The sequence below is a fragment of the Nonomuraea sp. NPDC001831 genome (assembly GCF_042892035.1).
In the GTDB taxonomy this organism is placed as follows: domain Bacteria; phylum Actinomycetota; class Actinomycetes; order Streptosporangiales; family Streptosporangiaceae; genus Nonomuraea.
Genome location: NZ_JBIATU010000005.1, coordinates 493,192 through 517,140 on the forward strand (window position 1 = coordinate 493,192; position 23,949 = coordinate 517,140).

The following is a 23,949-nucleotide window of genomic DNA, read 5'->3' on the forward strand; positions in this document are numbered from 1 at the left end:
AATCATTTAAGAACGGCGAAGGCCCCCGGGGGGACCGGGGGCCTTCGCGGGAGGGGTGTCAGGCGGCGGGCACCTTGTCGAGGAAGCCGAGGACCTTGCGGATGCGGCCGTCCTCGGCCAGCTCGACCACGTCGAAGCCGACGGCCAGGGGCTCCTCGCCGGCCGGGCCGAGGTGCCAGGTGAAGCGGGCGATGTGGTGGTGGGCGTCGAACACCTCGCCCGGCGTGAACACCAGGCCGGGGAACATGCCCTGCGCGCCCTCGATCACGGCGGCGATCCCGGCGTGCCCGGCCACGTCGGCCATGGGGTCGGTGTAGGTCGCGTCCTCGGTCCACAGCTCGGCGACGGCCTTGGCGCGGGCGTCGGCATCGGTCTCGTTCCAGGCGGCGACGTAGCGCTCGACGAGTTCGGTGGTCATGACGATCTCACTTTCTGCAAGGAGTTCTTTCAACGGTTCTCAGGAGAGGTGCTAGCGGCGGGTCCGGCGCAGGCCGGTGATCTGCAGCTCGGCGAACAGGCCCACGACCAGGGCCTGGGCGATGGCCCAGACGGCGCCCAGCGTGCTGAACTCGAGCGCGCCGGTCACGACGGCGGCCACACTGCCCAGGGTCCAGGCGATGTTCAGGCCGATGACGGCCTTGACGGCGGCCGGGTTGATCGCGGGGCGGGAGGCCAGCAGGCCGACGGCGGCGCCGTACACGAGCAGGAAGATCCCGATCTCGCGCAGCAGGCCCGCGCCCGGGCCGAGCAGGTCGCTCGCGGGGCCGGCCAGAGCCAGGTAGGCCAGCCCGTTGCCGCCGGTGACGACGGCGTCCGCGGCGAGTGCGAGGCGCAGGAACCTGGTCCGGTCGGCGGTGACGGTGAGGGCGGTCATCTTGGCTCCTTCAAGTGCTGGTTGCGACACTTGAACGATGTCAGCCGGGGCGTAGGGGCCGCGATTACGCGCCAGGTAATGAAGTCCGCGAACCGCTCTCTGGCCTGCGGGTTCTTCGGGGAAAAAGAACAGGGCGCCTCCTTGCGGAGGCGCCCCGGAGGGGTTTCAGGAGGGTGCGGGTCCCGGAAGCCGGGTCCGGAATGGTACGGCGTCCCGGGAGGGGACGGTCAGGAGCCGAGGACCTCGCGGCGCAGGTGGGTCTTGAGGATCTTGCCGCCGGGGTTGCGGGGCAGCTCGCCCTCGCGGAACCACACGTGCGCCGGGATCTTGAACTTGGCGATCCGGTCCGCCAGGAACGAGCGCAGCTCCTCGGGCGTGACCGACCGGCCGGGCGCCGGCCGGATCACCGCGCCGACCTCCTCGCCCAGCTCGTCGTGCGGGACGCCGATCACCGCCACGTCGTCCACCGCCGGGTGCTCGAACAGGGCGGCCTCGACCTCGGCGCAGTAGACGTTCTCGCCGCCCCTGATCACCATGTCCTTGGCGCGGTCCACGATGTAGACGAAGCCCTCCTCGTCGATCCTGGCCAGGTCGCCGGTGTGCAGCCAGCCGTCCACGAACGTCTGCGCCGTGGCCTCGGGCTGGTTCCAGTAGCCCATGATCACGTTCGGGCCGCGTACGCACAGCTCGCCCACCTCGCCGGCGGGCAGCTCGGCGCCCATGGGGTCCACCACGCGCACGTCCACGACGGCCGAGGGCATGCCGATGCTGTCGGGCCTGGCGTGGTACTCGGCGCCGCCGTTGCCGATGGCCAGGGCGGTCGTTTCGGTCATGCCGTAGCCGTTGGAGGGGGCGCGGTCGGGCAGGTTCGTGGTGATGCGCTCCAGCAGCTTGGGCGGGGCGGGGGCGCCGCCGTAGCCGAGCGTGGTCAGCGACGACAGGTCGTACTTGCCGAAGTCGGGGTGCGACATGAGCTGCCAGGCGTTGGTCGGCACGCCGATCATCGTGGTGACGCGCTCGCGCTCGATCAGCCGCAGCGCCTGCTCGGGGTCCCACTTGTACATGAGCACCACGCCGCCGCCGGTGAACATCGAGGTGATCATGGCGGAGAAGCAGCCGGTGACGTGGAACAGCGGCACGGTCAGCAGCGTCACCCGGCGCACGCTCGCCGCCGCGCCCGCGTCCTTGCCGGCCATGGTGACCGAGCGGACGAGGCCGTAGGCCACGGTCATGGGGGACTGGCCGAGGTTGCGGTGGCTGCCCAGCGCGCCCTTGGGCCGGCCGGTGGTGCCGGAGGTGTAGAAGATCGTCGCCGGGTCCTCGGGGGACAGCTCGACGTCGGGCAGCCGCACGTCGGCGGTGACCTCGCCCAGCACGTCGTCGAACGACCGCGCGCCCTCGGGCGCCTCGCCCCTGGTCACGATCATCGGCACGCCCGTGGAGGCCAGCCTGACCGCCCGCTCGCCGTCGGCGATCAGCACCTTGGCCCCCGAGTCGCGCACGCCGTAGGCCAGCTCGGCCTCCGTCCACCAGGCGTTCAGCGGTACGGCGATGGCTCCGGCGGCCAGCGCGGCCGAGAACGAGACCACCCATTCCGGGTAGTTGCGCATGGCGATGGCGACGCGGTCGCCCTTGGTGACGCCGTACTCCTCGACGAGGCGGCCGGCCAGGGTGGCGGCGCGGCGGAAGTGCTCCTCGAACGTGATGTGCTCGTCCTCGTAGACCAGGAAGACCTGCTCGCCGTGGAACCTGCTGGTCTCCAGCAGGGCGCGGAAGTGTGCCGGCGCGTGCTTCCACGTGCGTACCCCGGTGTCGCCGATCTCCTCGGTCTCGAAAAGCTGGCCGGGGCCGGTGAGCTGGGCTTGGACCTGGGCGTGCGAAAGGGACATGCGCAGAACTCCCGCATCAGACGATTATTCCGGGCTTTCACAGTACCGACCGGTAGGTACGTCGCGCTAGAGCAGCCAAAACCCTGGGGGCGGGTGCCCGTGAAAGTTTCATGGATAAGCCGATATCTTTCGCTCGCCAACTGCTCTTTTGGGGGCTGCGTGGGATCGGCATTGACCGTTCTCACGCATGTCAATACCGTCTGCGATGCGATCCGCCGCGGATCGAAAGTTTTCGGAATCGAGTGCCTGCCTCCGGAGGTAGATGCCCGTGCTCTCGTCCCTGTCCGTCAGAGTCCTCGCCCTGCTGGGGATTCTCGCAGCCTTCCTCCTCCCCGCCACCTCCGCCGACGCCTCGGCGCCGCTGCGCACGCACGCGTCCGCCAAGGGCAAGTTCATCGGCACGGCGCTCGCCACCGGCCCGCTGTCCGGCGAGACGTCCTACCGCACCATCGCGGCGACCGAGTTCAGCCAGGTCACCGCCGAGAACGCGATGAAGTGGGACGCCACCGAGCCCAGCCAGGGCCAGTTCAACTACTCCGGCGCCGACGCGATCGTCGCCTTCGCCGCCCAGAACGACCAGCAGGTGCACGGCCACACCCTCGTGTGGCACAACCAGACGCCGGGCTGGGTGCAGGGCCTGAGCGCGACCGCGATGCGCGCGGCCATGCAGAACCACATCGCCAACGTCGTCGGCCACTTCGCCGACAACCCGGCCGTGGTCTCGTGGGACGTGGTCAACGAGGTCTTCGAGGACAACGGCAACCTGCGCACGTCGTTCTGGTACAACACGCTGGGCTCGGGCTACATCGCCGACGCCTTCCGCGCCGCCCGCGCCGCCGACCCCGACGCCAAGCTGTGCATCAACGACTACAACACCGAGGGCATCAACGCCAAGAGCACGGCGATCTACAACCTGGTCTCCTCGCTGCGCCAGCAGGGCGTGCCGATCGACTGCGTCGGCTTCCAGTCCCACCTGGCCATCCAGTACGGCTTCCCCAGCGACTTCCAGCAGAACCTGCAGCGCTTCGCCGCGCTCGGCGTCCAGGTCCGGATCACCGAGTTGGACGTGCGCATGCAGACCCCCAGGGACGCCGCCAAGGACGCCACCCAGGCCACCTACTACCGCAACGTCGTCAACGCCTGCCTCGCGGTGACCGCCTGCCAGGGCGTGACGATCTGGGGCTTCACCGACAAGTACTCCTGGGTGCCCGACACCTTCCCCGGCCAGGGCGCCGCGCTGATCTACAACGAGAGCTACCAGCAGAAGCCGTCGTACACCGCCGTGCACGACGCCCTGGCCGGCGGCGCCTCCACCGACACCACCCCGCCCAGCACGCCGGGCGCCCCCACCGCGGGCAACGTCACCGCGAACTCGGCCACCCTCACCTGGGCCGCCTCCACCGACACCGGCGGCAGCGGCCTGGTCGGCTACAACGTCTACCGCGAGCAGGGCGGCACCGACACCCAGCTCGGCCAGTCCACCGGCAACAGCATCAACCTGACCGGCCTGACCGCGGCCACCCAGTACCAGGTCTACGTGCGGGCGCGCGACGGCGCGGGCAACCTGTCCGGCGAGTCCCCGGCGGTCACCTTCACCACCCTGACCGGGGGCGGCGGAGGCGGCTGCACGGCAGCGGGCACCGTGCAGACCCAGTGGAGCGGCGGGTACGTCATCCAGCCCGTGACCGTCACCAACACCCGCACGTCCCAGATCAACGGCTGGACGGTCACCTTCACCCTGCCCGCCGGGCACACCCTGACCGGCTCCTGGAACGCCGCCGTCACCGTCAGCGGGCAGAACGTCACCGCCAGGAACGCCGGGTACAACGGCACGCTCGCGCCCGGCGCGAGCACCAGTTTCGGGTTCCAGGTCAGCAGGCCGGGCGGCGACACCGCGACGCCGTCCGCCTACACCTGCGCCTGACCGCGCGACCTCCCCGGGCGGACATGGCCACCGCCCGGGGACCCGCACGCCGGCGCGGCGGGGCACGGGAGGGTGCCCGAACGGGGCCCTTGGTGGGGCCTGCGCGCGATGGTACACAGTGCACATGGCAGAGATCATCCTGTTGCACTCCGCACAGGGCCTGCGACCGGGGGTAATGGGGGCCGCGGAGGCGCTTCGCGCGGGCGGGCACGTCGTGCGCACGCCCGACTACTACGACGGCGAGGTCTTCGACGACCTCGAATCCGGGCTGCGCAAACGGGACGCGATCGGCTTCGACGAGCTCGCGCGCCGCTGGCGGGAGATCGCCGCGCAGGCGCGCGGGCCGGTGGTGTTCGCCGGGTTCTCGCTGGGCGGGTTCGGGGCCCAGCTCCTGGCGGCCACGCACCCGCTGGCCCGGGGGCTGCTGCTCTACCACGGCTGCGCGGCCGTGGCCGAGGTGAGCGCGCAGGGGTGGCCGGTCTCGGTGCCGGTGCAGCTCCACTACGCGGAGGGCGACCCGTGGGTGGACGCCGGTGACGTCCGCAGTCTGCGGACGGAGCTGGGGCCGTTATTCGAGTGCTTCATTTATCCGGGAAATGTGCACTTGTTCGCCGATCCCGATCTTCCCGGATACTCGGAAGAGTCGGCGGCGCTAATGTGGAAACGTTCCCGCGACTTTATTGCGCGGATATAAGACGATTTCGCGGATATTTCGTACTTGGGTCTATCAAAAGGGGCGATCTTTACTTTATGATCTCATCGGCCCATCAAGATCGACGGAAGGATCGCTCATGACGATCGAGATCAAGAAGGTCGAAGAAGTCGAGACCACCGGTAACAGCAACAGCTGCTGACCTCTTCGGGCCTCCCGCGACGCGGCCCGACCCCGCGGGAGGCCCTCACTCGCCCGGGAGCCGCCTTCATGCCCAGGATTCAGGTGAATCCGGTCTTCCCCCTGTTCATCGACGACGCCCGCGGGCGCGTCCGGCTCGGCGACTTCCCCCCGACCGGCCAGATCCTCGACCCGGCGCCGCCGCCCCTGCGCCGCCTGCTGCGCCTGTGCGCCGAGACCCCCGTCGAGCAGTCCGACCTGTACGACCTCCTCGACGACCTCACCCCCGCCGAGATCGACTCGGCCGTCGAACAGCTGCGTGCGGCCCGCTTCCTGGTCACCGACGCCGAGCTCGGCACGCTCGCCGCCGACGCCCGGCTGTCCAGGTTCGCGCTGTTCATGGCCATGTTCCAGCCGGCCGAGCGGGCCGTGGCCGCGCTCGGCGACCTCGCCGCCCGGCACGTGGCGGTGCTCGGCGCCGGCGCGATCGGCGGCCAGGTCGCCCTGCATCTCGCCACCTCCGGCGTCGGTCGCCTGACCCTGCTCGACGACGACCGCGTCGAGATCGGCAACCTGCACCGCCAGCACCTCTACACCGTCCGCGACCTCGGCGAGCCCAAGACGGCCGCGGCCGCCCGCAGGCTGCGCGAGCACTGCCCGGACGTCCGCGTCACCCGCGTCGAGCGGCGCATCACCGGCCCCTCCGACGTCGTCACCGACGCCGACCTCGTGGTCAACACCGTCGACACCCCGCAGCCGCACATCCGCCGCTGGGTCAACGAGGCCTGCGTGCGGGCCGGCACGCCGTTCGTCACCGGCGGCTTCAACCAGCACGTCGGCCTGCTCGGGCCGCTGGTCGTGCCCGGCAAGACCGGCTGCCTGGCCTGCCAGGAGGCCGCCCTGGCCGTGCGGTACGGCTCCACCGTCCTGCCCGCCAACGACAATCCCGGACGGGCCATCCCGTCGTTCGGGCCGCTGTGCGGGATCGTGTCGGGCATGCTCGCGTCCGAGGTGATCCGCTTCCTGACCGGCACCGGAGCTCCCGCCGTCGAGGGCCGCAGTCTCTGGCTCGACCTGCTCACGCTGACCACCACGGCCTACGACTTCGACCGCCGCGACGGCTGCGAGGTGTGCGGGTGAAGGCCGAGCCGCTGACGGACCTGTCGTTCCTCAGCGTGGTGGCCGACGGCCCCGACGACTACGTGATCGGCAACGGCGAGACGTTCGTCAACGTGCCCGGCGTGGCGGCGGCCGTGGTGGAGGCGCTCGACGGCACCAGGACGGCCGCCGAGGCCCGCGCCCTGGTCCTGGCCGAACGCGGCCTGGACGTGGACGTCGCCGAGTTCGTGACCGGGCTCGGCGCGGCCGGGCTGCTCGGGCCGCCGCAACGTCCGCCCAACCTGTGGGACCGGATCAGGCCCGGCCACGTGGCCTGGCTGTTCTCCCGCCCGGCGCACGCCGTGCTGGCCGCGCTGACCGTGTGCGCCCTGGCCGCGACGGTCGCCAGGCCCGGCGTGCTGCCCTCGTTCTCCTCGCTGGTCTGGTCGGACAGCCTCACCTTCACCGTCGCCTTCGCCGCGGGCTCCTGGCTGCTGGTGCTGGTGCACGAGCTCGGCCACATCGCCGCGGCCCGGTCGCTCGGCGTGCGGGCCGAGCTGTCGCTCGGCACCCGCCTGCAGTTCCTCGTCGTGCAGACCAGGATCACCGGCATCTGGGGCGTGCCCAGGCGCGCCCGCTACCGCGCCCACCTGGCGGGCATGCGGGTGGACTGGTTCCTCGCCTGCGCCGGGACCTGCGTGCTGTACGCCGCCGACCTGCCCGTGGTGCGGCTGGTCGTCGTCATCTGCCTGTCGCAGATCGCCTGGCAGTTCCTGTTCTTCATGCGCACCGACGTCTACTACGCCATCGCCAACGCCGGCGGCAACAAGAACCTCATGGCCGACGCGCAGGCGTACCTGCGGGCGCGGCGCACCCGTACGGCGCCGCGCGGCGTGCGGGTGTACGCCTGGTTCCTCGTGGCAGGACGGGTGCTCGGGCTGGCCTTCTTCGCGCTCTACACGATCCCGGTGACGGTCGCCGTGTGCCGGCGGGCCGTCGAGGAGCTGCCGGGCTGGCAGCCGGTCGCCGCCCTGGCCGTCGTCGGCGCCGGCTGGGCGCTCTACCTCGCCGTACTCGCCCGCCGCCTGCTCGCCTCGGCCCGCCGCCCGTCCCCCTGAAGACCGGCGCAGGCCGCACAGCCCCGGCCTCTTGGGACGACCGGCGCAGGCCGCACTGCCCCGGCCTCCTGGGACGACCGGCGCAGGCCGGCGCGGTCCCGGCCGCCCCCGCCACGGCCGGGACCGTGGCGATCAGGCGCCCCCGCGGCTCCTGGCCACGACCTCCTCCGTGGTGAGCGGCGCCTTCGGGTGGTGCGTCAGGCACATGGGCACGCGTGCCTTGGCGAACCCGCCGCCCTCGCCGGCCACGTAGAACTCGCCCGCGCCCAGCCGGGAGATGTCCGGCACGTCGCCGCCGCCCTTGGACTGGGCCATCTCCCTGGCCGCGCTGATCTGGATCGGCGCGTTCAGCAGGCCGAAGAACTGCGTGGCGCAGTTGCCCGGGATCTGGTTGTGCAGCCCCTTGGGCGCCTGCGTGGCGAAGACCAGGCCCAGGCCGTACTTGCGGGCCTGGGAGGCGAGCAGCACCGTGCTGCGGGTGGAGACCGACGCGCCTCCCGCCGCGGGGGCGAACGTCTGCGCCTCGTCCATGACGAACAGCGCGCCCAGCGGACGGTCCTGGGCGGGGTGCCGCTTGAACCAGACGAACAGCTCCATCTGCAGCCGGCTGACGAAGCTCTGCCGCTGCTCCAGGCCCGGCAGCCCGGCCAGGCTGAGCACCGAGACACGGGCCCGCCTGCCCGGCGGCGGCGTCACCAGCAACCCGGGATCGACCGGCTCGCCGGCCCCGCCGAACAGCGGGTCGTTGTCCATGGCCGCGGTCAGCGACTGGGACAGGTCGGCCGCGATGCGCCGGGCGCTGGCCAGCTCGCTCACCCCGTCCGGCAGGTCGGCCAGGTACGCCGCGAACCCTCTCAGGCTGGTCGCGCCGCCGCCTCCGTAGGCGGCCAGGGCCCGCCTGAGCACGGCCTGCCCGCGCAGCGCCTTGTCGGTGTTGGCGTCCAGCCTGACCCGCGGCACGATGAACGCGACCGCGGCCTCGACCGCCTCGGCGAACTCGTCGGGGTCGCCGGCCAGGCTCGCCAGGTCGGGCAGCGGCTGGAAGCTCAGCGGCCGCCCGCCGGTCCGTCCCGGCGTCCAGACGGTCACGTCGGTGGCCGCCAGGTACTCCGCGGCGCGGCGGGCGTCGCCCTCGGCCCACGTGCGCGGCGGGTCGGGCCACGGCTCGCCCAGCCGGGCCAGGTCGTTGTTCGGGTCCAGCACGATCGATGAGACGCCGCGCAGCGCGCACTCCTCGACCAGCCGCCTGATCAGCACGGTCTTGCCCGAGCCGGAACCGGCGAAGATCGCGGTGTGCTTGCGCAGCGCCTCCAGCGCGATCCGCACCGGCTCGCCGTCCGAGACGCGCCGCCCGATCGTCAGGGAGTGCTCCTCGTCGCCGCCGCCCCGGCTCCTCGCCGCCACGGGGGCCTCGGGTGCCGGTACGGCCGGAACGCTCCACGCGTCGGCCAGTGCCTCGGTGAGGAAGCCGATCCCGGACGTCGGCCGCCGCGCGGCGAGCCAGGCGGCCAGCTCCGGCGGGTTCTCCGCGATCAGGGCCCGCAGCGCGGCGAGGACCAGCAGGTCCTGGCGGCTCATCCGGAGCGTCCTGCCGCCCGCCCGCTCGAACGCCGCGATCGCCTCCCGCGTCGCCGGCCCCGGCGACCAGGGGGTGTCGCGCAGCAGGAACAACCGCCGCTTGGGCACCTCCGCGTCCAGCCCGGCCGCCACGCACGCCTTGCGGAGGCGGTTCAGCGCCGCGTTGCCGTGCGTCGCGCTGATCGCGCGGAAGGCCCAGTGGACCTCGTCCTCCCTGCTCTCGTCGAGCGTGCGGCGCAGCCGGGCGTGCAGCGGGGGCTTGGCGCTCGGCGGCGGGTCCATGCCGAAGGCCCGGCCGGCCGCACCCTGCTCGGCGATCCACGCGTGCAGCCCGGCGGCCAGCAGCGCGGGCATCGCGGTGTCCTCACTGGCCTGGTCGATCACCGGAGCCTGCGCGGCGGCCAGCAGCTCGGCGAAGCGGGCGTCGAGCGCGGCGAGATCGCCGGGGTCGGCGGGATGGGCGTGCTCGGCAGGGCGCGCGGCCGGCTGCGGATGTGCCGCCGCCTCCGCCGCGAACCCGGTCAGCTCCCTGACCTCGCCGTCCAGCAGGCAGGCGCGGACATGCCGGTCGATCCGGATGAGCAGATCCCGCGGAGTGATCCCGGGCGCCTGCTCGAACGCCTCCGGCCGGACCGGCCACGTCGGGTACGGCGGCTTGACGCCCGCCTCGCCGTACTGCACCTCGAAGCGCGTGGCCACCATGGTGCGGGCGGTGGCCGCGTCGGGGATGGTCTTGAGCGGCACCGCCTGGCGGAAGCGGTCGCGCACGGTGTCGACCGCGACCCGCTCGATGAGCGCCCACGTGGCGGGGATGCAGGTCACGACCGTCAACGTCCGGCGGGTGACCTCGCGCAGCGCCATCAGGCCGCCCGCGATGCGCTCGATCATGAGCTGCTCGGCCGGGTCGTGCTCGGCGCTGCCGGAGGTGGTGACCCGCGACTGGGCGACGAGCGGGTCGATCTGGTCCACCGCGACGATCGTCGGGCCGGTGAGCGCCATCAGCCGCGAGAGATCCCTGACGATCTCCTGCGGCGTGCGGCCGAGCTGCCGGATGCCCCAGCGGGCCCGCTCGCCCGGCTCGCCCTCGGGCGCCGACGACAGGTACGACTCCCCGAGGTCCTGCAGCCCCGGATCCGCGCCGGCCAGCAGGACCAGGGCGCGCGCGGCGTCCTGGCTGTCGCGGCCGACCTGGCCCCCGACGCGGCGGAACGCGGTGACGAAGGCGTCCAGCTCGTCCCGGGTGAGGCCGCGCTTGCCGGTGATCGAGCGGCGGGCCATGCGGGACAGCCCCGCCATGATGGCCAGCCGGTCCAGGAGCACGGTGAGCTGCGTCTGCCCGTCGTGGCGGGGCCGGGAGAGGCTGTCCAGCAGGGAGACCACGATGCTCTCCCAGAACCCCTTGGCGTCCAGCAGGCCGACCAGGACGAAGTAGCCGTCCTCGCGCTGGGCGCGTTCGCGCAGCCAGCCGAGCAGGTGGGTCTTTCCGGTGCCGCGCTGGCCCTGCACGACCACACCGATGGGGCTGCTCTCGGGCCGGTGGGCGGCCTCGGCCAGCCCGTCGAGGAGGATCTTCGTCGACGCGCCGTGCAGGCCCTCGACGTGGAAGGGGGAGCGGCGCCACACGTCGTCGGCGCCCTCGGTGTAGTTGAACGTCAGCGCGGCCAGGTCCGCGATGCCGCCGCCGCTCACAGCTCGCCGATCCACAGCAGATGCTTGTCCTGCCCGCCTATGATCACCGCCGCTTCGCGGTCCTCGGGCGTGAGCGTCTTCTGGTTCGACTCCGGGACCAGGTTCACGTCCGGGAGGCGTTCCATCACGACGAGCGCCTCGTCCACCTCCTGCTTCGGGACGGCGGGGAGCAGCCGCCGGAGCGGGGTCAGGCTCACCCACGAACCGGGCGCGGCGGCCAGCTCGGCGTACGCGGCCCGGATCTGCGACTCCAGACCGGCGGGGGGCATGTCCGGCTCCGGCTGGAAGATCTCCGACAGCCGCTGGTCGGTGCGCCGCATGAACCGGGGCAGCCATTCGAGCAGGGCCCGCGCGATGGCCCCCGACGAGCCGGTCTGCGGCGGGATCGCCCCGGCCCGCAGGTCCTCGGCCAGCCTGGCCCACCCGGAGTCGGTGAGCACGTGCACGAAGGCGCGTCCGCCCCTGGGCCGGTGGCTCTCGACCAGCTTCAGGTCGTTGAGCTTCAGTCGCCGCTGACCGTCGATGGTCAGCCTGTAGTGCTCCTTGAGCTCGCTGTTGGAGACCTCGCGGGCTTCGACGGCCAGCACCAGCAGGGCAGTGAACTCGGGCAGGGTCAGCCCTTTGTCCGGCATATCTCATCCTTCCGCTCTGCGGCGGTTCCGCAGAAACTGGCCGATCTGACGGACGACGGTGTCCATGTCAGTCATCACCTGAGCATCGGGAAAGCGCAGCACGGCGTAACCGTCGAGTTGGAGGAGAACGTCCCGCCGCCGGTCCGCGGCGAACTTGGCCGGAGCCCGGTGGTCGGGGCCGTCGATCTCCACGACGCAGCGCTCCCGCTCCCAGAGAAGGTCCACCCGGATCGGGACGTCCAGCGGCCCCGGCCGGTACGTCTGGTTCCAGGCCCGGCCCTCGGCCCACGCCCGCGCGGACAGGGCGGCCTCCAGCGCCCGCTCGCTCGCGCTGCCCGGATGCGGCCTGCCCGCCACCGGCGGATACGCGACGGCGGGCGCCCGATCGGCGGTCGCGGGAAGCGGGACGGCTTCGCGAGCGTCACGTACGGCTGCGGGAAGCGGGCCCCCGGGGAGCGGGTTCAGGGTGAGCGGGCCCGTGGGGGGCGGGTGCGCGGGGAGCGGGTTCAGGGTGAGCGGGTCCGTGAGGAGCGGGTGCGCGGGGAGCGGGGTGGCGATCGTCCGTACGCGGTCGTCGTGCAGGGGCGCGCCCGCCAGCCAGACGCCGGCCCGGCCCCGGTGCGCCAGCCACTCGCACCCGGCGACCAGCACTTCCAGCGCCGCCGCGCCCAGCCCGTCCGGCACCCGCACCAGGACCGCCAGCCGGGCCCGGCCGAAGCTGTCGGCCAGCACCCTGACCAGCCCCGCCGCCCGGACCTCCGGCGCCAGCCCGCTGGGCCCGCCGCTCAGCGCCCGCCGGGCCAGCTCGGCGAGGAACGGCCCGAAGTGGCCGGTCACCGAGGCCCTGCGCAGGGCCAGCGCCTGGACCGCGGCCACGTTCACCCCGGACGGCTCCTGCATGCCCTCGGCGCCCGGTAACCAGGCCGGGAACAGCGCGATGGCCGCCTTGTCCAGCTCACGCAGGACGGAGGCGGCCAGGCCGGCGACGGAACGTTCCTCGGCGGCGAAGTAGGTGACGACGGCCGGGGCGTCGTCCGGCAGGGGATCGAGGGCCAGTGCCAGGGCGTCGGGGTCGGCGTCGAGCCGTACCACCTGGCCGATCGGCAGCTCTGCCCACGACGGCACGGCTTCCCTGCCCTCACAAGATCGGAAACGTCGGCACTTGGGAGGGTAGCCCCGTCCCTATCGGGCTGTCACCCAGACCGGGGACACGCCCTCTACGGACGGGACGTGGGCGCGGGTCAGCAGGGCCTGGGACACGCTCGCCTTCACCAGGGCCGCCGTCCGCACCACCGGGACGAGCGTGAGCGCGAACAGCAGGCCCACCGCCGTGTTGAACACCACGAACGGCACGGTCCCGGTGCCGAGGCCGAGCAGGGCGGGCAGGCCGCCGTCCACGCCGGGGATCGCGGCGATCGCCCAGCCGTAGATCGGGAAGGTCAGGCCGAGCACCGCGCCCGCCCACCACACCGCGCTCACGACGGCGGCGGCCAGCGAGACCGGGAAGGTGATGATCGCGTGCAGCAGGTCCAGCGCCGCCTGGCCGGAGACCAGCGGGTTCATCATGCGGCGGAAGGAACCCGCCCCCGCGGGGGTCTGCGCGTAGCGGGGGCGGGCGATCGGGTGGCCGAGCACTCCGGGGAGCGCGGCGCGCTCCAGGTCGGCGAAGTGGCGGGCCATGGCGGCGGTGGCGGCCAGGACGGGCAGCCCGACGAACACGACCGCCGAGCCGAGACCGGCCGAGACGCCGGCGACGGTGAGGGTGAAGGAGGCGGCGGCCATGGGGAGGCCGAGCAGGGTGTAACGGGTGTCGGTGGCGACGCGGTGCCGGAGGCTTGTCATGGCCACGACGCTACGGGCCCGGCGGGCAGCGATCGATCCTGGCGGCGGGCCCTTGCGTGGTAGGGCAGGCCCTACCACGGCCCCCGGCGGGCCCCTGGAAAAACGGTCCCCGCTACTGCGGCTGGTCCACCCGGATCACGGTCAGCTCCTGCGGGCGCACCGGCTCCCGGCAGTGCGCGCACACCGTGAGCGGCTCCAGGGGCTCGCCGCACGAGTGGCGCCACACGGTGGGCGGCTCGCCCTCGGTGACGTACCGGTCGCCCCAGTCCATGAGGGCGAGCAGGACCGTGTGCAGGGCCTGGCCCGACTCGGTGAGGACGTACTCGTGGCGCGGCGGGTGCCGCTCGTACGGCACCCGCTCCAGCAGGCCCACCTCGACCAGCTTGCGCAGCCGGGCGGTGAGGATGTCGCGGCTGGCGCCGGTGTTGCGGGCGATCTGGTCGAAACGGCGCACCCCGAGCATGATCTCGCGCATCGCCAGCAGGCTCCACCGCTCGCCCACGACGGCCAGCGCGTTGGCGATCGAGCACTCTCTCGGGCGCGACAAGGCCCCTCCGCTCAGGTAGGTCCGGATTTCCAACTTACCATTCAGGCGGCCCGTCCAGGGATGGCGGCGAGCAGCTCGCGGGTGTAGTCGGCGCGCGGCGAGCCGAAGATCTCGGCCGCCGTGCCGCTCTCCACGATCCGGCCCGCCTGCATCACGTGCACCCGGTGCGAGATCATCCGGACGACGGCCAGGTCGTGGCTGATGAACAGGTAACTGAGCCCGAGGTCGCGCTGCAGGTCGGCGAGCAGCTCCAGGATCTGTGCCTGGACCAGCACGTCCAGCGCGGAGACGGCCTCGTCGAGCACGACCAGCTCGGGGGAGAGCGCCAGCGCCCGCGCGATGGCCACCCGCTGCCGCTGGCCGCCGGACAGCTCGTGCGGCAGCCGCCCGGCCACCGACGCCGGCAGCGACACCTTCTCCAGCAGCTCGGCGACGGTCCGCGCGCGCTCGGCCGGGGTGCCCACGCGGTGCACGCGCAGCGGCTCGGCGATCGACTTCTCCACCGTGTAGCGGGGGTCGAGCGAGGCGTACGGGTTCTGGAAGACCGGCTGCACCCGGCGGCGGAAGGCGAACAGCTCCCGGCGGCCGAGCGAGGTCAGGTCGGTGCCGTCGAACAGGATCCGGCCGGAGGTGATGCCGTCCAGGCCGAGCAGCAGGTTGGCGGTGGTCGACTTGCCCGAGCCGGACTCGCCCACGACCGAGACGGTACGGCCGCGCGGGATCGTGAAGGAGACCCCGTCCACCGCCGTGAACTCCCCGCCGCCGCCCCGCAGCGGGAACACCTTGCGCAGGTCCTCCACCACGACCAGGTCCTCGGCGCTCTCCTCCGGGCCGGGCTCGGCCACCCGCACCGACGACAGGCTCGGCACGGCCTTCAGCAGCCGCCGGGTGTACTCGTGCCGCGGGTCGGCCAGCAGCTCGGCCGCCGGGCCGGTCTCCACGATCTCGCCCCGGTACATGACGGCCACCACGTCGGCCCGCTCGGCGGCCAGCGCCAGGTCGTGCGTGATGAGGAAGACGGCCGTGCCCATCTCGGCGGTCAGCTGCCCGAGCTGGTCCAGGATGCGCCGCTGCACGGTCACGTCCAGGGCCGAGGTCGGCTCGTCGGCGATGAGCAGCTTGGGCCGGCAGGCCAGGCCCATGGCGATGAGCGCCCGCTGCCGCATGCCGCCGGAGAACTCGTGCGGGTACTGCCCGGCCCGCCGCTCCGGCTCGGGGATGCCGACCATCTCCAGCAGCTCGGTCACGCGCCCGCGCGCCGCGCGGCCCGCGGCCAGGCCGTGCACCTCCAGGGCCTCGGCGATCTGGTCGCCGATGCGCATCAGCGGGTTGAGGTTGGACATCGGGTCCTGGGGCACCAGGCCGATGCCGGCGCCCCGGACGGCGGTCATCTCGCGCTCGCTCACCCCGGCCAGGTCGCGGCCGTCGAACAGCACCTGGCCGGTCGTGATGCGGCCGCCCGCGGGCAGCAGCCGGTTGACCGCGGCGGCCGTGGTGGACTTGCCCGAACCCGACTCGCCGACCACGGCCACGGTCTGTCCCGGCAGGATCTCCATCGAGACGTTCCTGACGACGGTGACGTCCTGCTTGCGGGTGCGGAAGGCGACGGAGAGGTCGCGGATCTCCAGGAGCGGGGTCATGCGGTCCTCGATCGGTGGGTGATGGCCTGCAGCAGGCCGGTCCAGAGGGCGTCGGTGGGCGTCGGCGCGGCCGTCGTCAGCAGGCGGTTGCTCGCCAGCGCGATCGCGACGTCCCGGCCGGGGACGAACCCGACGGCGCACCCGACGTAGCCGGGGTGGCCGAGCACGGTGACGGTCTCCCCCCGCAGGTCGAGCCGGTAGGTGCGGAAGCCGAGCGCCTGGCCGGGGTCGGGGCCGGGGGTGAAGAACTCGCGGGCGACCTCGGGCCGCCACAGCCGGTCGTGCTCCTCGTAGCGGGACAGTGCGGCGGCGTACCGCAGCAGGTCCGGGACGGTGGAGAACAGCCCGGCGTGGCCCGCCACGCCGCCGAAGGCGTGACAGGCGTTGCCGTCGGCGACCTGGCCCAGCACGGGCTCGTGCCGCCAGCCGGCGAAGTCCGTGCTGCGGAAGGGCACCGGGTACGGCTCGGAGGTGTCGAGCATGCGCATCTCGACCCGGTCGTCCAGGGCGCTCATGGCCACCTCGGGGCCCGCCGGCCGGGCGTACGTGGTGCCGGCCAGCCCGAGCGGGCCGGTGACCAGCTCGGCCACCGCCCGCTCCAGCGACGTGCCGGTGACGGTCTCGACCACCCGGCCGAGCAGGATGAAGCCCAGGTCGGAGTAGTGCCGTTCGCGGCCGGGCGCGTAGCGCGGTGCGGGCATCCGCGGGTCGAGGTACAGCGGCCACCACTCCCACAGCCCGGCCCGGTGCAGCAGCAGGTCCCGCACGGTCACTTGGTCGGGGCAGCCCTCCGGCAGGTACGCGGCCGCCCGCTCGTCCAGGTCCACCAGGCGGTCGGAGACCAGGCGGAGGAGGGCCGTGGTGGTGGCGACGACCTTGGTGACCGAGGCCAGGTCGTGGTACGTGCCGAGGGTCATGGGGGCCTCGCCGGCCAGTGCGCCGCCGTCCGTCCGGCGCACGGTGCGGTGGCCGGTGCACTCGGTCAGGTCGAACCACGGCGTGCGGGCCGCCCGGACCAGGCCCGCGGGCGGGCCCGGTTCGACGCTCGCCGGTCCCTCCGGCCGGCTCGAAGGTCCGGACGGCGCGGCGGGGGCCGGGGTCATCGGCGCAGCACCAGCGAGCGCGGCGGCGTGGGCAGCGGGGCGGGCAGGACGAGCGGGCCCGCGCCGCCCGGCGTCAGCGTGCCGAGCACCCGGGCGGCCTTCGCGCCCGTGCCGCCGGGGACGGTGCCCGGCAGGCCGTGGGCGGTCAGCCAGCCGATGAGCGCGAAGGCGATGGCCTCCTTGTCGTCGGCCGGGGCGCCGAGCTCGTCCGACAGCGACACCCGCACGCCGGGCAGGGCGGCGCGCAGGCCGTCCATGATGACCGGGTTGCGGCAGCCGCCGCCGGAGACGACGAGCACGTCCACGCCGGCCGCGGCGACGTCGGCCGCCACCGTGCGGACCGTCAGCTCGGTCAGCGTCGCCACCAGGTCAGGCCCGGACGGCTCGCGGCCGGCCCTGGCGATCGCCGCCTCGACGTAGGCCAGGTGGAACAGCTCCTTGCCGGTGCTCTTCGGCGCGGCCAGCCGGTAGTACGGCTCGTCGAGCAGCACGTCGAGCAGGCGTTCGTCCACCCGGCCTGAGGCGGCGAGGCGGCCGTCCTCGTCGTAGCCGCGCGGGTTCAGGCCGCGGCCGGCCACCACGGCGTCGACGAGGGCGTTGGCCGGGCCGATGTCGTAGGCGCTCAGGACGCCGTCGCGCACGACGGTCATGTTGGCGATGCCGCCCAGGTTGAGCGCCGCCGCGCCACCTGCGCCACCCCTGCCTGCCGCGCCACCCGTGCCGCCCGTGCCTGCCGTGTCGCCCGTGTCGCCCGTGCGCCCGTCCGTCAGCAGGCCGCCGAGCAGCAGGTCGTCCAGCACGGAGACCAGCGGGGCGCCGTGCCCGCCCGCGGTGATGTCGCGGATGCGCACGTCCGACAACACGGGCGCGCCGGTGCGCTCGGCGATCCAGGCGGGCTGGCCGATCTGCAGGGTGCCGCGCGCGTGCGCGCCCTCCACCCAGTGGAAGACCGTCTGGCCGTGGGAGACGATCAGGTCGGCCGGACCGGCCTGCTCGGCCGCGGCCGCGGCGGCCTCGGCGAAGCACTGGCCGATGAGCGTGTCGAGCACGCACACCTCGGCCAGCGTGACCGGCGCGGGCGGCAGCGCGGCCACCAGCCGGGCGCGCAGCTCGCCGGGGTAGGGGGTGCTCGCGGTGTGCAGCACGCGGCCGGTCAGCACGTCGCCGTCGAGGGCGAAGTCGACCAGGGCCACGTCGATGCCGTCGTGCGAGGTGCCGGAGATCATGCCGAGGATCTTCACGCCGGCTCTCCCAGCGCCACGCGCAGCCGTCCCTCGCTGCGGTCCAGCAGTGCCGCCGCCTCCTGCGGCCCGAGCCCGAGCCGGGCGCCGAGCACCGCCTGTTTGACGTTGAAACCGTGCTGGTCGAGCACTCGTTCCGCCTCCTCGCGGTCCACGCCGGCGATCGTGCGCACGATCCTGATCGCCCGTTCCCGTAGCTTGCCGTTGCTGGCCTTGACGTCGACCATCAGGCTCCCGTACGTCTTGCCGAGCCGGACCATGACGATGGTCGAGAACATGTTGAGCACGAGCTTCTGCGCCGTGCCCGCCTTGAGCCGGGTCGAGCCGCTGACCACCTCGGGCCCGACCAGCACCTCGATCGCGTGCTCGGCCGCCGCGCTGAGCGGGGTGCCCGGGTTGCAGGACAGCCCGACGGTCAGCGCGCCGCGCTCGCGGGCCCGCCGCACCGCGCCCAGCACGTACGGCGTGCGCCCGCTGGAGGCGATGCCCACCACCGTGTCCAGCGGCCCGACGCCGGCCGCGTCGATCGCCGCCGCGCCGGCCCCCGCGTCGTCCTCGGCGCCCTCGCACGGGTGCACGATCGCCCGCTCGCCGCCGGCGATGACGGCGAAGACCTGCTCGGGCGGGGTGCTGAAGGTGGGCGGGCACTCGGAGGCGTCCAGGACGCCGAGCCGGCCCGGCGTGCCCGCGCCCACGTAGACCAGCCGGCCGCCGGCCCGTACCAGCTCGGCGGCGGCCTCGATGGCCGGGGTGATCTGCGGCAGCGCCGCGGCGACCGCGGCGGGGACGGTGGCGTCGGCCGCGTTCATGGTCGCGGCGAGCTCGGCCACGCTCATGGTGTCGATGTCCGCGAAGCGCGGGTCGGCCGATTCCGTGGTCAGTTCTGAGAGGTTCACCGCTTGCCTCGGGTTCTGGGGTCGAGAGTGTCACGCAGGCCGTCGCCGAGCAGGTTCAGGCCCACCACCAGCAGCACGACGACCGCGCCCGGCGCGATCAGCGTCCAGGGGGCGACGAACACCAGGCTGCGCGCCTCGAAGATCATCGAGCCCAGCGAGGGGGCGGGCGGCGGCGTGCCCAGGCCGAGGAAGCTCAGCGACGCCTCGGTCAGCACCGCCCACGACAACGACAGCGCCACCTGGATGACGATGATCGAGGTGATGTTGGGCAGCACGTGCCTGAGCATGATCTGCCAGCGGCTCTGGCCGGTGGAGACCGCGGCCTTGACGTACTCGATCTCCCGGAGGGAGAGCACCGGGCCGCGCGTGACACGGATGAAGATGGGGACGTACACGATCGCGATGGCGACGGCGACCGTGAACCAGTTGCGGTCCAGCACCGAGGCCAGCGAGAGCGCGAGCAGCAGCGGCGGGAACGCGAACAGCACGTTCGTCACACCGCCGATGGCGCCGTCGGCGAAGCCGCGGTAGAAACCGGACACCAGGCCGCCCAGCGTGCCGACCACGGTGGCGAAGGCCACCGCGACCACCGCGATGAGCGCCGAGTTGCCGACCCCGGCCGCCACCCGGGAGAAGACGTCCCGGCCGAACTGGTCGGTGCCGAACAGGTGCGTCCCGGACGGCGACAGGAACCGCTCGGGCGGGTTCTGGGCGATCGGGTCGTAGGGGAGCAGCCCGGCGTACGACAGCGCCGCCACCAGGGCCAGCACCAGCAGCACGATCGTGCCCGCCAGCATGGCGGGGCTCCTGCGCAGCGCGGTCACGACGCCCTCACCCGCGGGTCGATGATCCGGTACAGCCCGTCGGTCAGCAGGTTGACCAGCACGAACGCCAGCGCGATGACCAGGACCGTGCTCTGCACGACCGCGTACTCCTTCTGCTGGATGCCGAGCAGTACCTGCCGGCCCACGCCGGGCACCGAGAAGATCTGCTCGACCACGACCGCGCCGCCGAGCAGGTAGCCGAACTGCAGCCCGGTCATCGTCACGATCGGCACCAGCGCGTTGCCCAGCACGTGCCGGACCTGCAGGCGGCGCGGCGGCACGCCCTTGGCGCGGGCGGTGCGCACGAAGTCCTCAGAGCGCACCTCCAGCACCGCCGTACGGGTGGTGCGCAGGATCGGCGCGGCGATGCCGAAGCCGAGCACGAGCGCGGGCAGGAACATCTGCTGCAGGTTGAGCAGCGGGTCCTCGGCGAGCGTGGCGAAGCCCTGGCCGTTGGGGTTGAAGCCGAACGACGCCGCGAAGATCGACAGCAGCGTCGTGGCCAGCAGGAACGCCGGAACCGACAACCCGGCCAGGCTCACGACCTGGCCGAAGGCGTCCCGCGGCGAGTTCGTCCTGGACGCCGACACCATGCCGAGCGGCACGCCCAGCAGCAGCGCCAGCACGATCGAGAACACCGCGAGCTCGAACGTCACCGGCAGCGAGTGCAGCGTCATCTCCAGCACGCCCTGCTGCGAGCGGGCCGAGTAGCCGAAGTTGCCGGTGAGCATGTTGCCCAGCCAGGAGAAGAACTGCGTGACCGGCGACTGGTCCAGCCCGTAGTACTGCTCCAGGGCCGCGCGCTGCGCCGGGGTGAGGGCAGCCGCCTCCGTGCCGAGCCCCGCGGTGATCTGGTCGCCGGGGATCGCCCGGAGCATGACGAAGACGAACACGGCCACCCCGAACAGGGTGCCGATCGTCGAGGCCACGCGCCGGACGGCCCGGCTGGCGAGGATCCGGCGCATCAGGCGACGGACGTCGTGCGCAGGTACTGCAGCGACCCGCTGACCATCGGCACGAACCCGGACACGTTGGAGGTGGTGCCGGTGTAGGTGTAGCTGGTGAACAGCCAGATCCAGGGCGCGTTGGCCTCCAGCTCGGCCGAGACCTTCTCGTAGATCGCCTTGCGGGCGGCCGGGTCGGTCGTGGCCTTGCCCTCGGCGAACAGCTTGTCCAGCTCCGGCGAGCTGTACCCGGCGACCTTGTTCAGGTTGCCCTTGCTGGTGAAGTAGCGGCCGTAGGAGCCGTCGGGGTCCGGACGCCCGCCGTTGAGCGCGACGGCGGCGTCGAAGTCGGCCGCCACCCAGCGGTCCACGAACGCGCCGGACTCCAGCACCTCCAGGTCCAGGGTGATCTTGGCCTCGGCGAGCTGCGCCTTGAGGTTCTGGGCCTCGTTCACGGAGGTGGCGTACTCGCCCTGGGAGACGATGGCCTTGACCGTCACGCCGCCGGGCTTGCCCGCCTTGCCGAGGTACTCGGCGGCCTTGGCCAGGTCGCGGCTCGGGCAGGGACGCTTGGCCGGGTCGGACTTGAAGGCCGGGGCGGTGATCGGCCCGGTCACCTCGCCCTCGCCGAGCGCGGCGGTGTCGAGCACCTGCTTGCGGTCGATCGCGCACTGGATCGCCAGGCGCACGTTGACGTCCTTGAGGTCGCCGCGCTGGGCGTTGAGCTGGAGGGCGTGGTAGCTGAGCTGCGGCGTCTTGGTGACGGTGATCGTGCCGCCGCCCTGCGCGGTCTGCGCGACCAGCGGGTCGTTGAAGACCGCCAGCTGCACGTTGCCCGACTGCATGGCCGAGACGATGGACGACTCGTCCGGGATCACCCGGAACTCGACGCTGCCCACCTTCGGCTTCTCGGCCCCCCAGTACTTGTCGTTCCTGGCCAGCGTCAGCGACTGGCTCGGGACGCGCTTGCCCAGCGTGAACGGGCCGGTGCCGTTGGGGGTGGCGTTGAGCTTCTCCTCGGTGTCGTCGGAGGAGAGCATCGCCATGTTGACGGTGGCCAGGTTCGCCGGGAGCGCGGCGTCGGGGCCGGTCAGCTCCAGCACCACCGTGCTCTCGTCGGGGGCCTCGACCGACTTCACCGACGCCAGCGACGCCCGCGCCACGGCCGCCGTCTTCTCGTCCATGATCTTCTCCAGGGACGCCTTGACGTCCTTGGAGTCGAAGGCGCTGCCGTCGGCGAAGGTCACGCCCTTGCGCAGGGTGAGGGTCAGCTTCTTGCCGTCCTCGGCGGCCTGCCACGACTCGGCCAGGCCCGGCACGACGTTCAGGTCCTTGTCGAACTCGGTGAGGGTGCCGTAGATGTTCTGCAACACGTTCACGGCCGTGAACTGGGTGGCCTTCCAGGGGAAGAGCGTGTCGGGGTCGGAGGTCACGCCGACGACCAGGGCGCCGCCGGACTTGCCCGTGGCGCCGGTGCTGGTCGCGGGCCCGGAAGACGATGAACAGGAGGTCAGGGCGATGGACAGCACTGCGGCGGCGCCGATCGCGGAGAGCGCGCCACGGGGCATGTGGTCTCCTCAGGGGCAGTAGGTCATAAAATTACGCAGACCCTACCACTGGTGTACTAAATTTCCTCAACACGGATGGATGACGAATGGTCGAGGACGACGGAAGCCTGCTGATCCGCATCCGTGCCGCCATGCCCGCATTACGGCCGTCGGAGCGGCGCATCGCCGAGACGTTCACCGGCGACCCGGCCGCCGCCGCGAACCTGTCCATCGCCGAGCTGGCCGCCCGCTGCGCCACCTCGACGACCTCGGTCGTGCGCTTCTACCAGCGCATGGGATACGCCCACTTCAAGGATTTCCGGATCGACCTGACCAGGGCCGCCGCCCGGGAGGAGCTGACCACGTCGAGCCTGCCGGAGGTGTCGGGCGACATCGACCGCCACGACAGCCTGGAGGGCATCGTCTCCAAGGTCGCCACCAACGAGACGCTGTCCATCGCCGACACGGCCCGCTCCCTCGACATGCGGGCCCTGGGCCGGGCGGTCTCCCTGCTGCTGGCCGCGCGCCGGATCGACACCTTCGGCGTGGGCGCGAGCGCGCTGGTCGGCCTCGACCTGCAGCAGAAGCTCTCGCGCATCGGGCGTACCGCGATCAACTGGCACGACGCCCACTCGGCCTGGACGTCGGCGGCCACGCTCGACGCCGGCTGCGTGGCCGTCGCGGTCTCGCACACCGGCGCGACCGTGGACACGGTCGAGTTCCTGGCCATCGCCCGCCGGTCGGGCGCGGCCACGGTGGCGATCACCAACTTCCGCGACTCGCCGCTGGCCGCCACCGCCGACGTGACGCTGACGACGGCCGCCCGCGAGACGGAGTTCCGCTCCGGCGCGCTCGGCAGCCGCATCGCCCAGCTCATGGTCGTCGACTGCCTGTTCACCGGCGTGGCCGCGGCCAGTTACGACGAGTCGATGGCGGCCCTGCGCAACACGTACGCGGTCGTCCACGACCGGACGGTGTACAAGCGGGGGTGAACCGGCCTGACCAGCATGGAAGTGTTTCTTTGGCGGCACGTGAATCTAGTGACAAAAAGTGATGACACAACTACTTTAAGTTGACATTCTGGTGGCGAGGCATCGTCTACCAGGAGAGACACCACATGCAGCTGATCACCCGTGCCGACTGGCACGCCAAGAAGCCCACCACCAGTTACACCCGGCTGGCCGGCACCAGAGGCGTCAAGATCCACTACACCGGCGGGAAGGTGCCCTCCGACCTGCCGGACGCCGACAACCACGACAAGTGCGTCGACCTGGTCCGGGACATCCAGCGCATGCACATGTCCGGCGGGCGCGGCGAGACCTACATCGACCTCGGCTACAACATGGTGTGCTGCCCGCACCGGCGCACCTTCATGGGCCGCGGTCCGCACGTCCTGCCCGCCGCCAACGGCCCGGGGCTCAACTCCGGCCACTACGCCGTGCTCGCCCTGCTCGGCAACACCGGGTTCACCGAACCGAACGACGACCTGCTCAACGCCCTCGTCGACGCCATCGAGTACCTGCGCGAGCACGGCGACGCCGGCGACGAGGTCAAGGGCCACCGGGACGGCTACGACACCGACTGCCCCGGCGACCCGCTCTACCACTGGGTGCGCAGGGGCGCCGAACGCCCCTGAGACGGTTCGGGCAGGCGCTCGCCGCGGCCCGGCGCGCGGAGACGGAGCCCGGCATGGGTGACGGCTCCCCGCCCGGTGAGGCGGCGCACAGGAAG

The 23,949-nt window shown here is 72.6% G+C and carries 21 protein-coding genes; 6 read left to right on the plus strand and 15 right to left on the minus strand.

Annotated features, from left to right (window positions below; genetic code table 11):
* Positions 1-58: 58 nt before the first annotated feature.
* The 3 genes from ACFYYW_RS20320 to ACFYYW_RS20330 all read right to left on the minus strand — a co-directional run bounded on the left by ACFYYW_RS20320 (position 59) and on the right by ACFYYW_RS20330 (position 2,763).
* Positions 59-418, minus strand: a complete 360-nt coding sequence (locus ACFYYW_RS20320) for a nuclear transport factor 2 family protein (protein WP_387650534.1) — start codon at positions 416-418, stop codon at positions 59-61.
* Positions 419-469: 51 nt separating this feature from the next.
* Complete coding sequence (locus tag ACFYYW_RS20325; protein ID WP_387650536.1) at positions 470-874, minus strand: hypothetical protein; 405 nt, start codon at positions 872-874, stop codon at positions 470-472.
* A gap of 227 nt (positions 875-1,101) precedes the next feature.
* A complete protein-coding gene (locus ACFYYW_RS20330) occupies positions 1,102-2,763 on the minus strand; it encodes a class I adenylate-forming enzyme family protein (protein WP_352324389.1) in 1,662 nt (553 codons plus the stop codon).
* Between the two features lie 262 nt (positions 2,764-3,025).
* Between ACFYYW_RS20330 and ACFYYW_RS20335 the strand changes: the two genes are divergently transcribed.
* From ACFYYW_RS20335 to ACFYYW_RS20350, 4 genes are all read left to right on the plus strand, one after another.
* Entirely contained in the window at positions 3,026-4,687 is a 1,662-nt protein-coding gene (locus ACFYYW_RS20335; protein ID WP_387650538.1) for an endo-1,4-beta-xylanase, read from the plus strand.
* 124 nt (positions 4,688-4,811) lie between these two features.
* Complete coding sequence (locus ACFYYW_RS20340) at positions 4,812-5,381, plus strand: dienelactone hydrolase family protein (RefSeq protein ID WP_387650540.1); 570 nt, start codon at positions 4,812-4,814, stop codon at positions 5,379-5,381.
* Between the two features lie 228 nt (positions 5,382-5,609).
* Positions 5,610-6,659: a TOMM precursor leader peptide-binding protein gene (locus tag ACFYYW_RS20345; protein WP_387650542.1), complete on the plus strand. Its 1,050-nt coding sequence runs from the start codon at positions 5,610-5,612 to the stop codon at positions 6,657-6,659.
* Positions 6,656-7,735: a hypothetical protein gene (locus ACFYYW_RS20350; RefSeq protein ID WP_387650544.1), complete on the plus strand. Its 1,080-nt coding sequence runs from the start codon at positions 6,656-6,658 to the stop codon at positions 7,733-7,735. Before ACFYYW_RS20345 ends, ACFYYW_RS20350 begins: the two co-directional genes overlap by 4 nt.
* A 132-nt stretch (positions 7,736-7,867) precedes the next feature.
* Here ACFYYW_RS20350 and ACFYYW_RS20355 read toward each other — a convergent pair whose 3' ends face one another.
* From ACFYYW_RS20355 to ACFYYW_RS20410, 12 genes are all read right to left on the minus strand, one after another.
* A complete protein-coding gene (locus tag ACFYYW_RS20355; RefSeq protein ID WP_387650546.1) occupies positions 7,868-11,017 on the minus strand; it encodes an ATP-binding protein in 3,150 nt (1,049 codons plus the stop codon).
* On the minus strand, positions 10,999-11,634 hold the full coding sequence (locus ACFYYW_RS20360) for a hypothetical protein (protein WP_387650548.1): 636 nt from the start codon (positions 11,632-11,634) through the stop codon (positions 10,999-11,001). Before ACFYYW_RS20360 ends, ACFYYW_RS20355 begins: the two co-directional genes overlap by 19 nt.
* Before the next feature lie 3 nt (positions 11,635-11,637).
* A complete protein-coding gene (locus tag ACFYYW_RS20365; protein WP_387650549.1) occupies positions 11,638-12,759 on the minus strand; it encodes a DUF559 domain-containing protein in 1,122 nt (373 codons plus the stop codon).
* Positions 12,760-12,816: 57 nt separating this feature from the next.
* On the minus strand, positions 12,817-13,476 hold the full coding sequence (locus ACFYYW_RS20370) for a sensor domain-containing protein (protein WP_387650551.1): 660 nt from the start codon (positions 13,474-13,476) through the stop codon (positions 12,817-12,819).
* Positions 13,477-13,588: 112 nt separating this feature from the next.
* Positions 13,589-14,023 (minus strand): helix-turn-helix domain-containing protein, encoded by a 435-nt coding sequence (locus tag ACFYYW_RS20375; protein ID WP_352364923.1) that lies wholly within the window; start codon positions 14,021-14,023, stop codon positions 13,589-13,591.
* Positions 14,024-14,064: 41 nt separating this feature from the next.
* Positions 14,065-15,663: an ABC transporter ATP-binding protein gene (locus ACFYYW_RS20380; protein WP_352324400.1), complete on the minus strand. Its 1,599-nt coding sequence runs from the start codon at positions 15,661-15,663 to the stop codon at positions 14,065-14,067.
* The gene (locus ACFYYW_RS20385; RefSeq protein WP_387650554.1) at positions 15,660-16,766 is read right to left on the minus strand and encodes a serine hydrolase domain-containing protein; all 1,107 of its coding nucleotides are present in this window, start codon (positions 16,764-16,766) and stop codon (positions 15,660-15,662) included. Before ACFYYW_RS20385 ends, ACFYYW_RS20380 begins: the two co-directional genes overlap by 4 nt.
* Entirely contained in the window at positions 16,763-18,007 is a 1,245-nt protein-coding gene (locus tag ACFYYW_RS20390) for an anhydro-N-acetylmuramic acid kinase (RefSeq protein WP_387650556.1), read from the minus strand. The genes ACFYYW_RS20385 and ACFYYW_RS20390 overlap by 4 nt, the downstream gene beginning before the upstream one ends.
* Positions 18,004-18,903: an N-acetylmuramic acid 6-phosphate etherase gene (gene murQ / locus ACFYYW_RS20395; protein WP_387650558.1), complete on the minus strand. Its 900-nt coding sequence runs from the start codon at positions 18,901-18,903 to the stop codon at positions 18,004-18,006. Before murQ ends, ACFYYW_RS20390 begins: the two co-directional genes overlap by 4 nt.
* Positions 18,900-19,727, minus strand: coding sequence for an ABC transporter permease (locus tag ACFYYW_RS20400; RefSeq protein ID WP_387650559.1), 828 nt, complete (start codon positions 19,725-19,727; stop codon positions 18,900-18,902). Before ACFYYW_RS20400 ends, murQ begins: the two co-directional genes overlap by 4 nt.
* Positions 19,724-20,692, minus strand: a complete 969-nt coding sequence (locus tag ACFYYW_RS20405) for an ABC transporter permease (protein ID WP_387650561.1) — start codon at positions 20,690-20,692, stop codon at positions 19,724-19,726. Before ACFYYW_RS20405 ends, ACFYYW_RS20400 begins: the two co-directional genes overlap by 4 nt.
* Positions 20,692-22,239 carry an ABC transporter substrate-binding protein gene (locus tag ACFYYW_RS20410; RefSeq protein ID WP_387650563.1) on the minus strand — a complete coding sequence of 516 codons (1,548 nt, stop codon included), beginning with the start codon at positions 22,237-22,239 and terminating at the stop codon, positions 20,692-20,694. The genes ACFYYW_RS20405 and ACFYYW_RS20410 overlap by 1 nt, the downstream gene beginning before the upstream one ends.
* Before the next feature lie 86 nt (positions 22,240-22,325).
* Here ACFYYW_RS20410 and ACFYYW_RS20415 point away from each other — a divergent pair, with 86 nt between their 5' ends.
* Positions 22,326-23,210, plus strand: coding sequence for a MurR/RpiR family transcriptional regulator (locus ACFYYW_RS20415; RefSeq protein ID WP_387650564.1), 885 nt, complete (start codon positions 22,326-22,328; stop codon positions 23,208-23,210).
* A 125-nt stretch (positions 23,211-23,335) separates the two neighbouring features.
* Positions 23,336-23,854 carry a peptidoglycan recognition family protein gene (locus ACFYYW_RS20420; RefSeq protein WP_364416839.1) on the plus strand — a complete coding sequence of 173 codons (519 nt, stop codon included), beginning with the start codon at positions 23,336-23,338 and terminating at the stop codon, positions 23,852-23,854.
* Positions 23,855-23,949 lie beyond the last annotated feature (95 nt).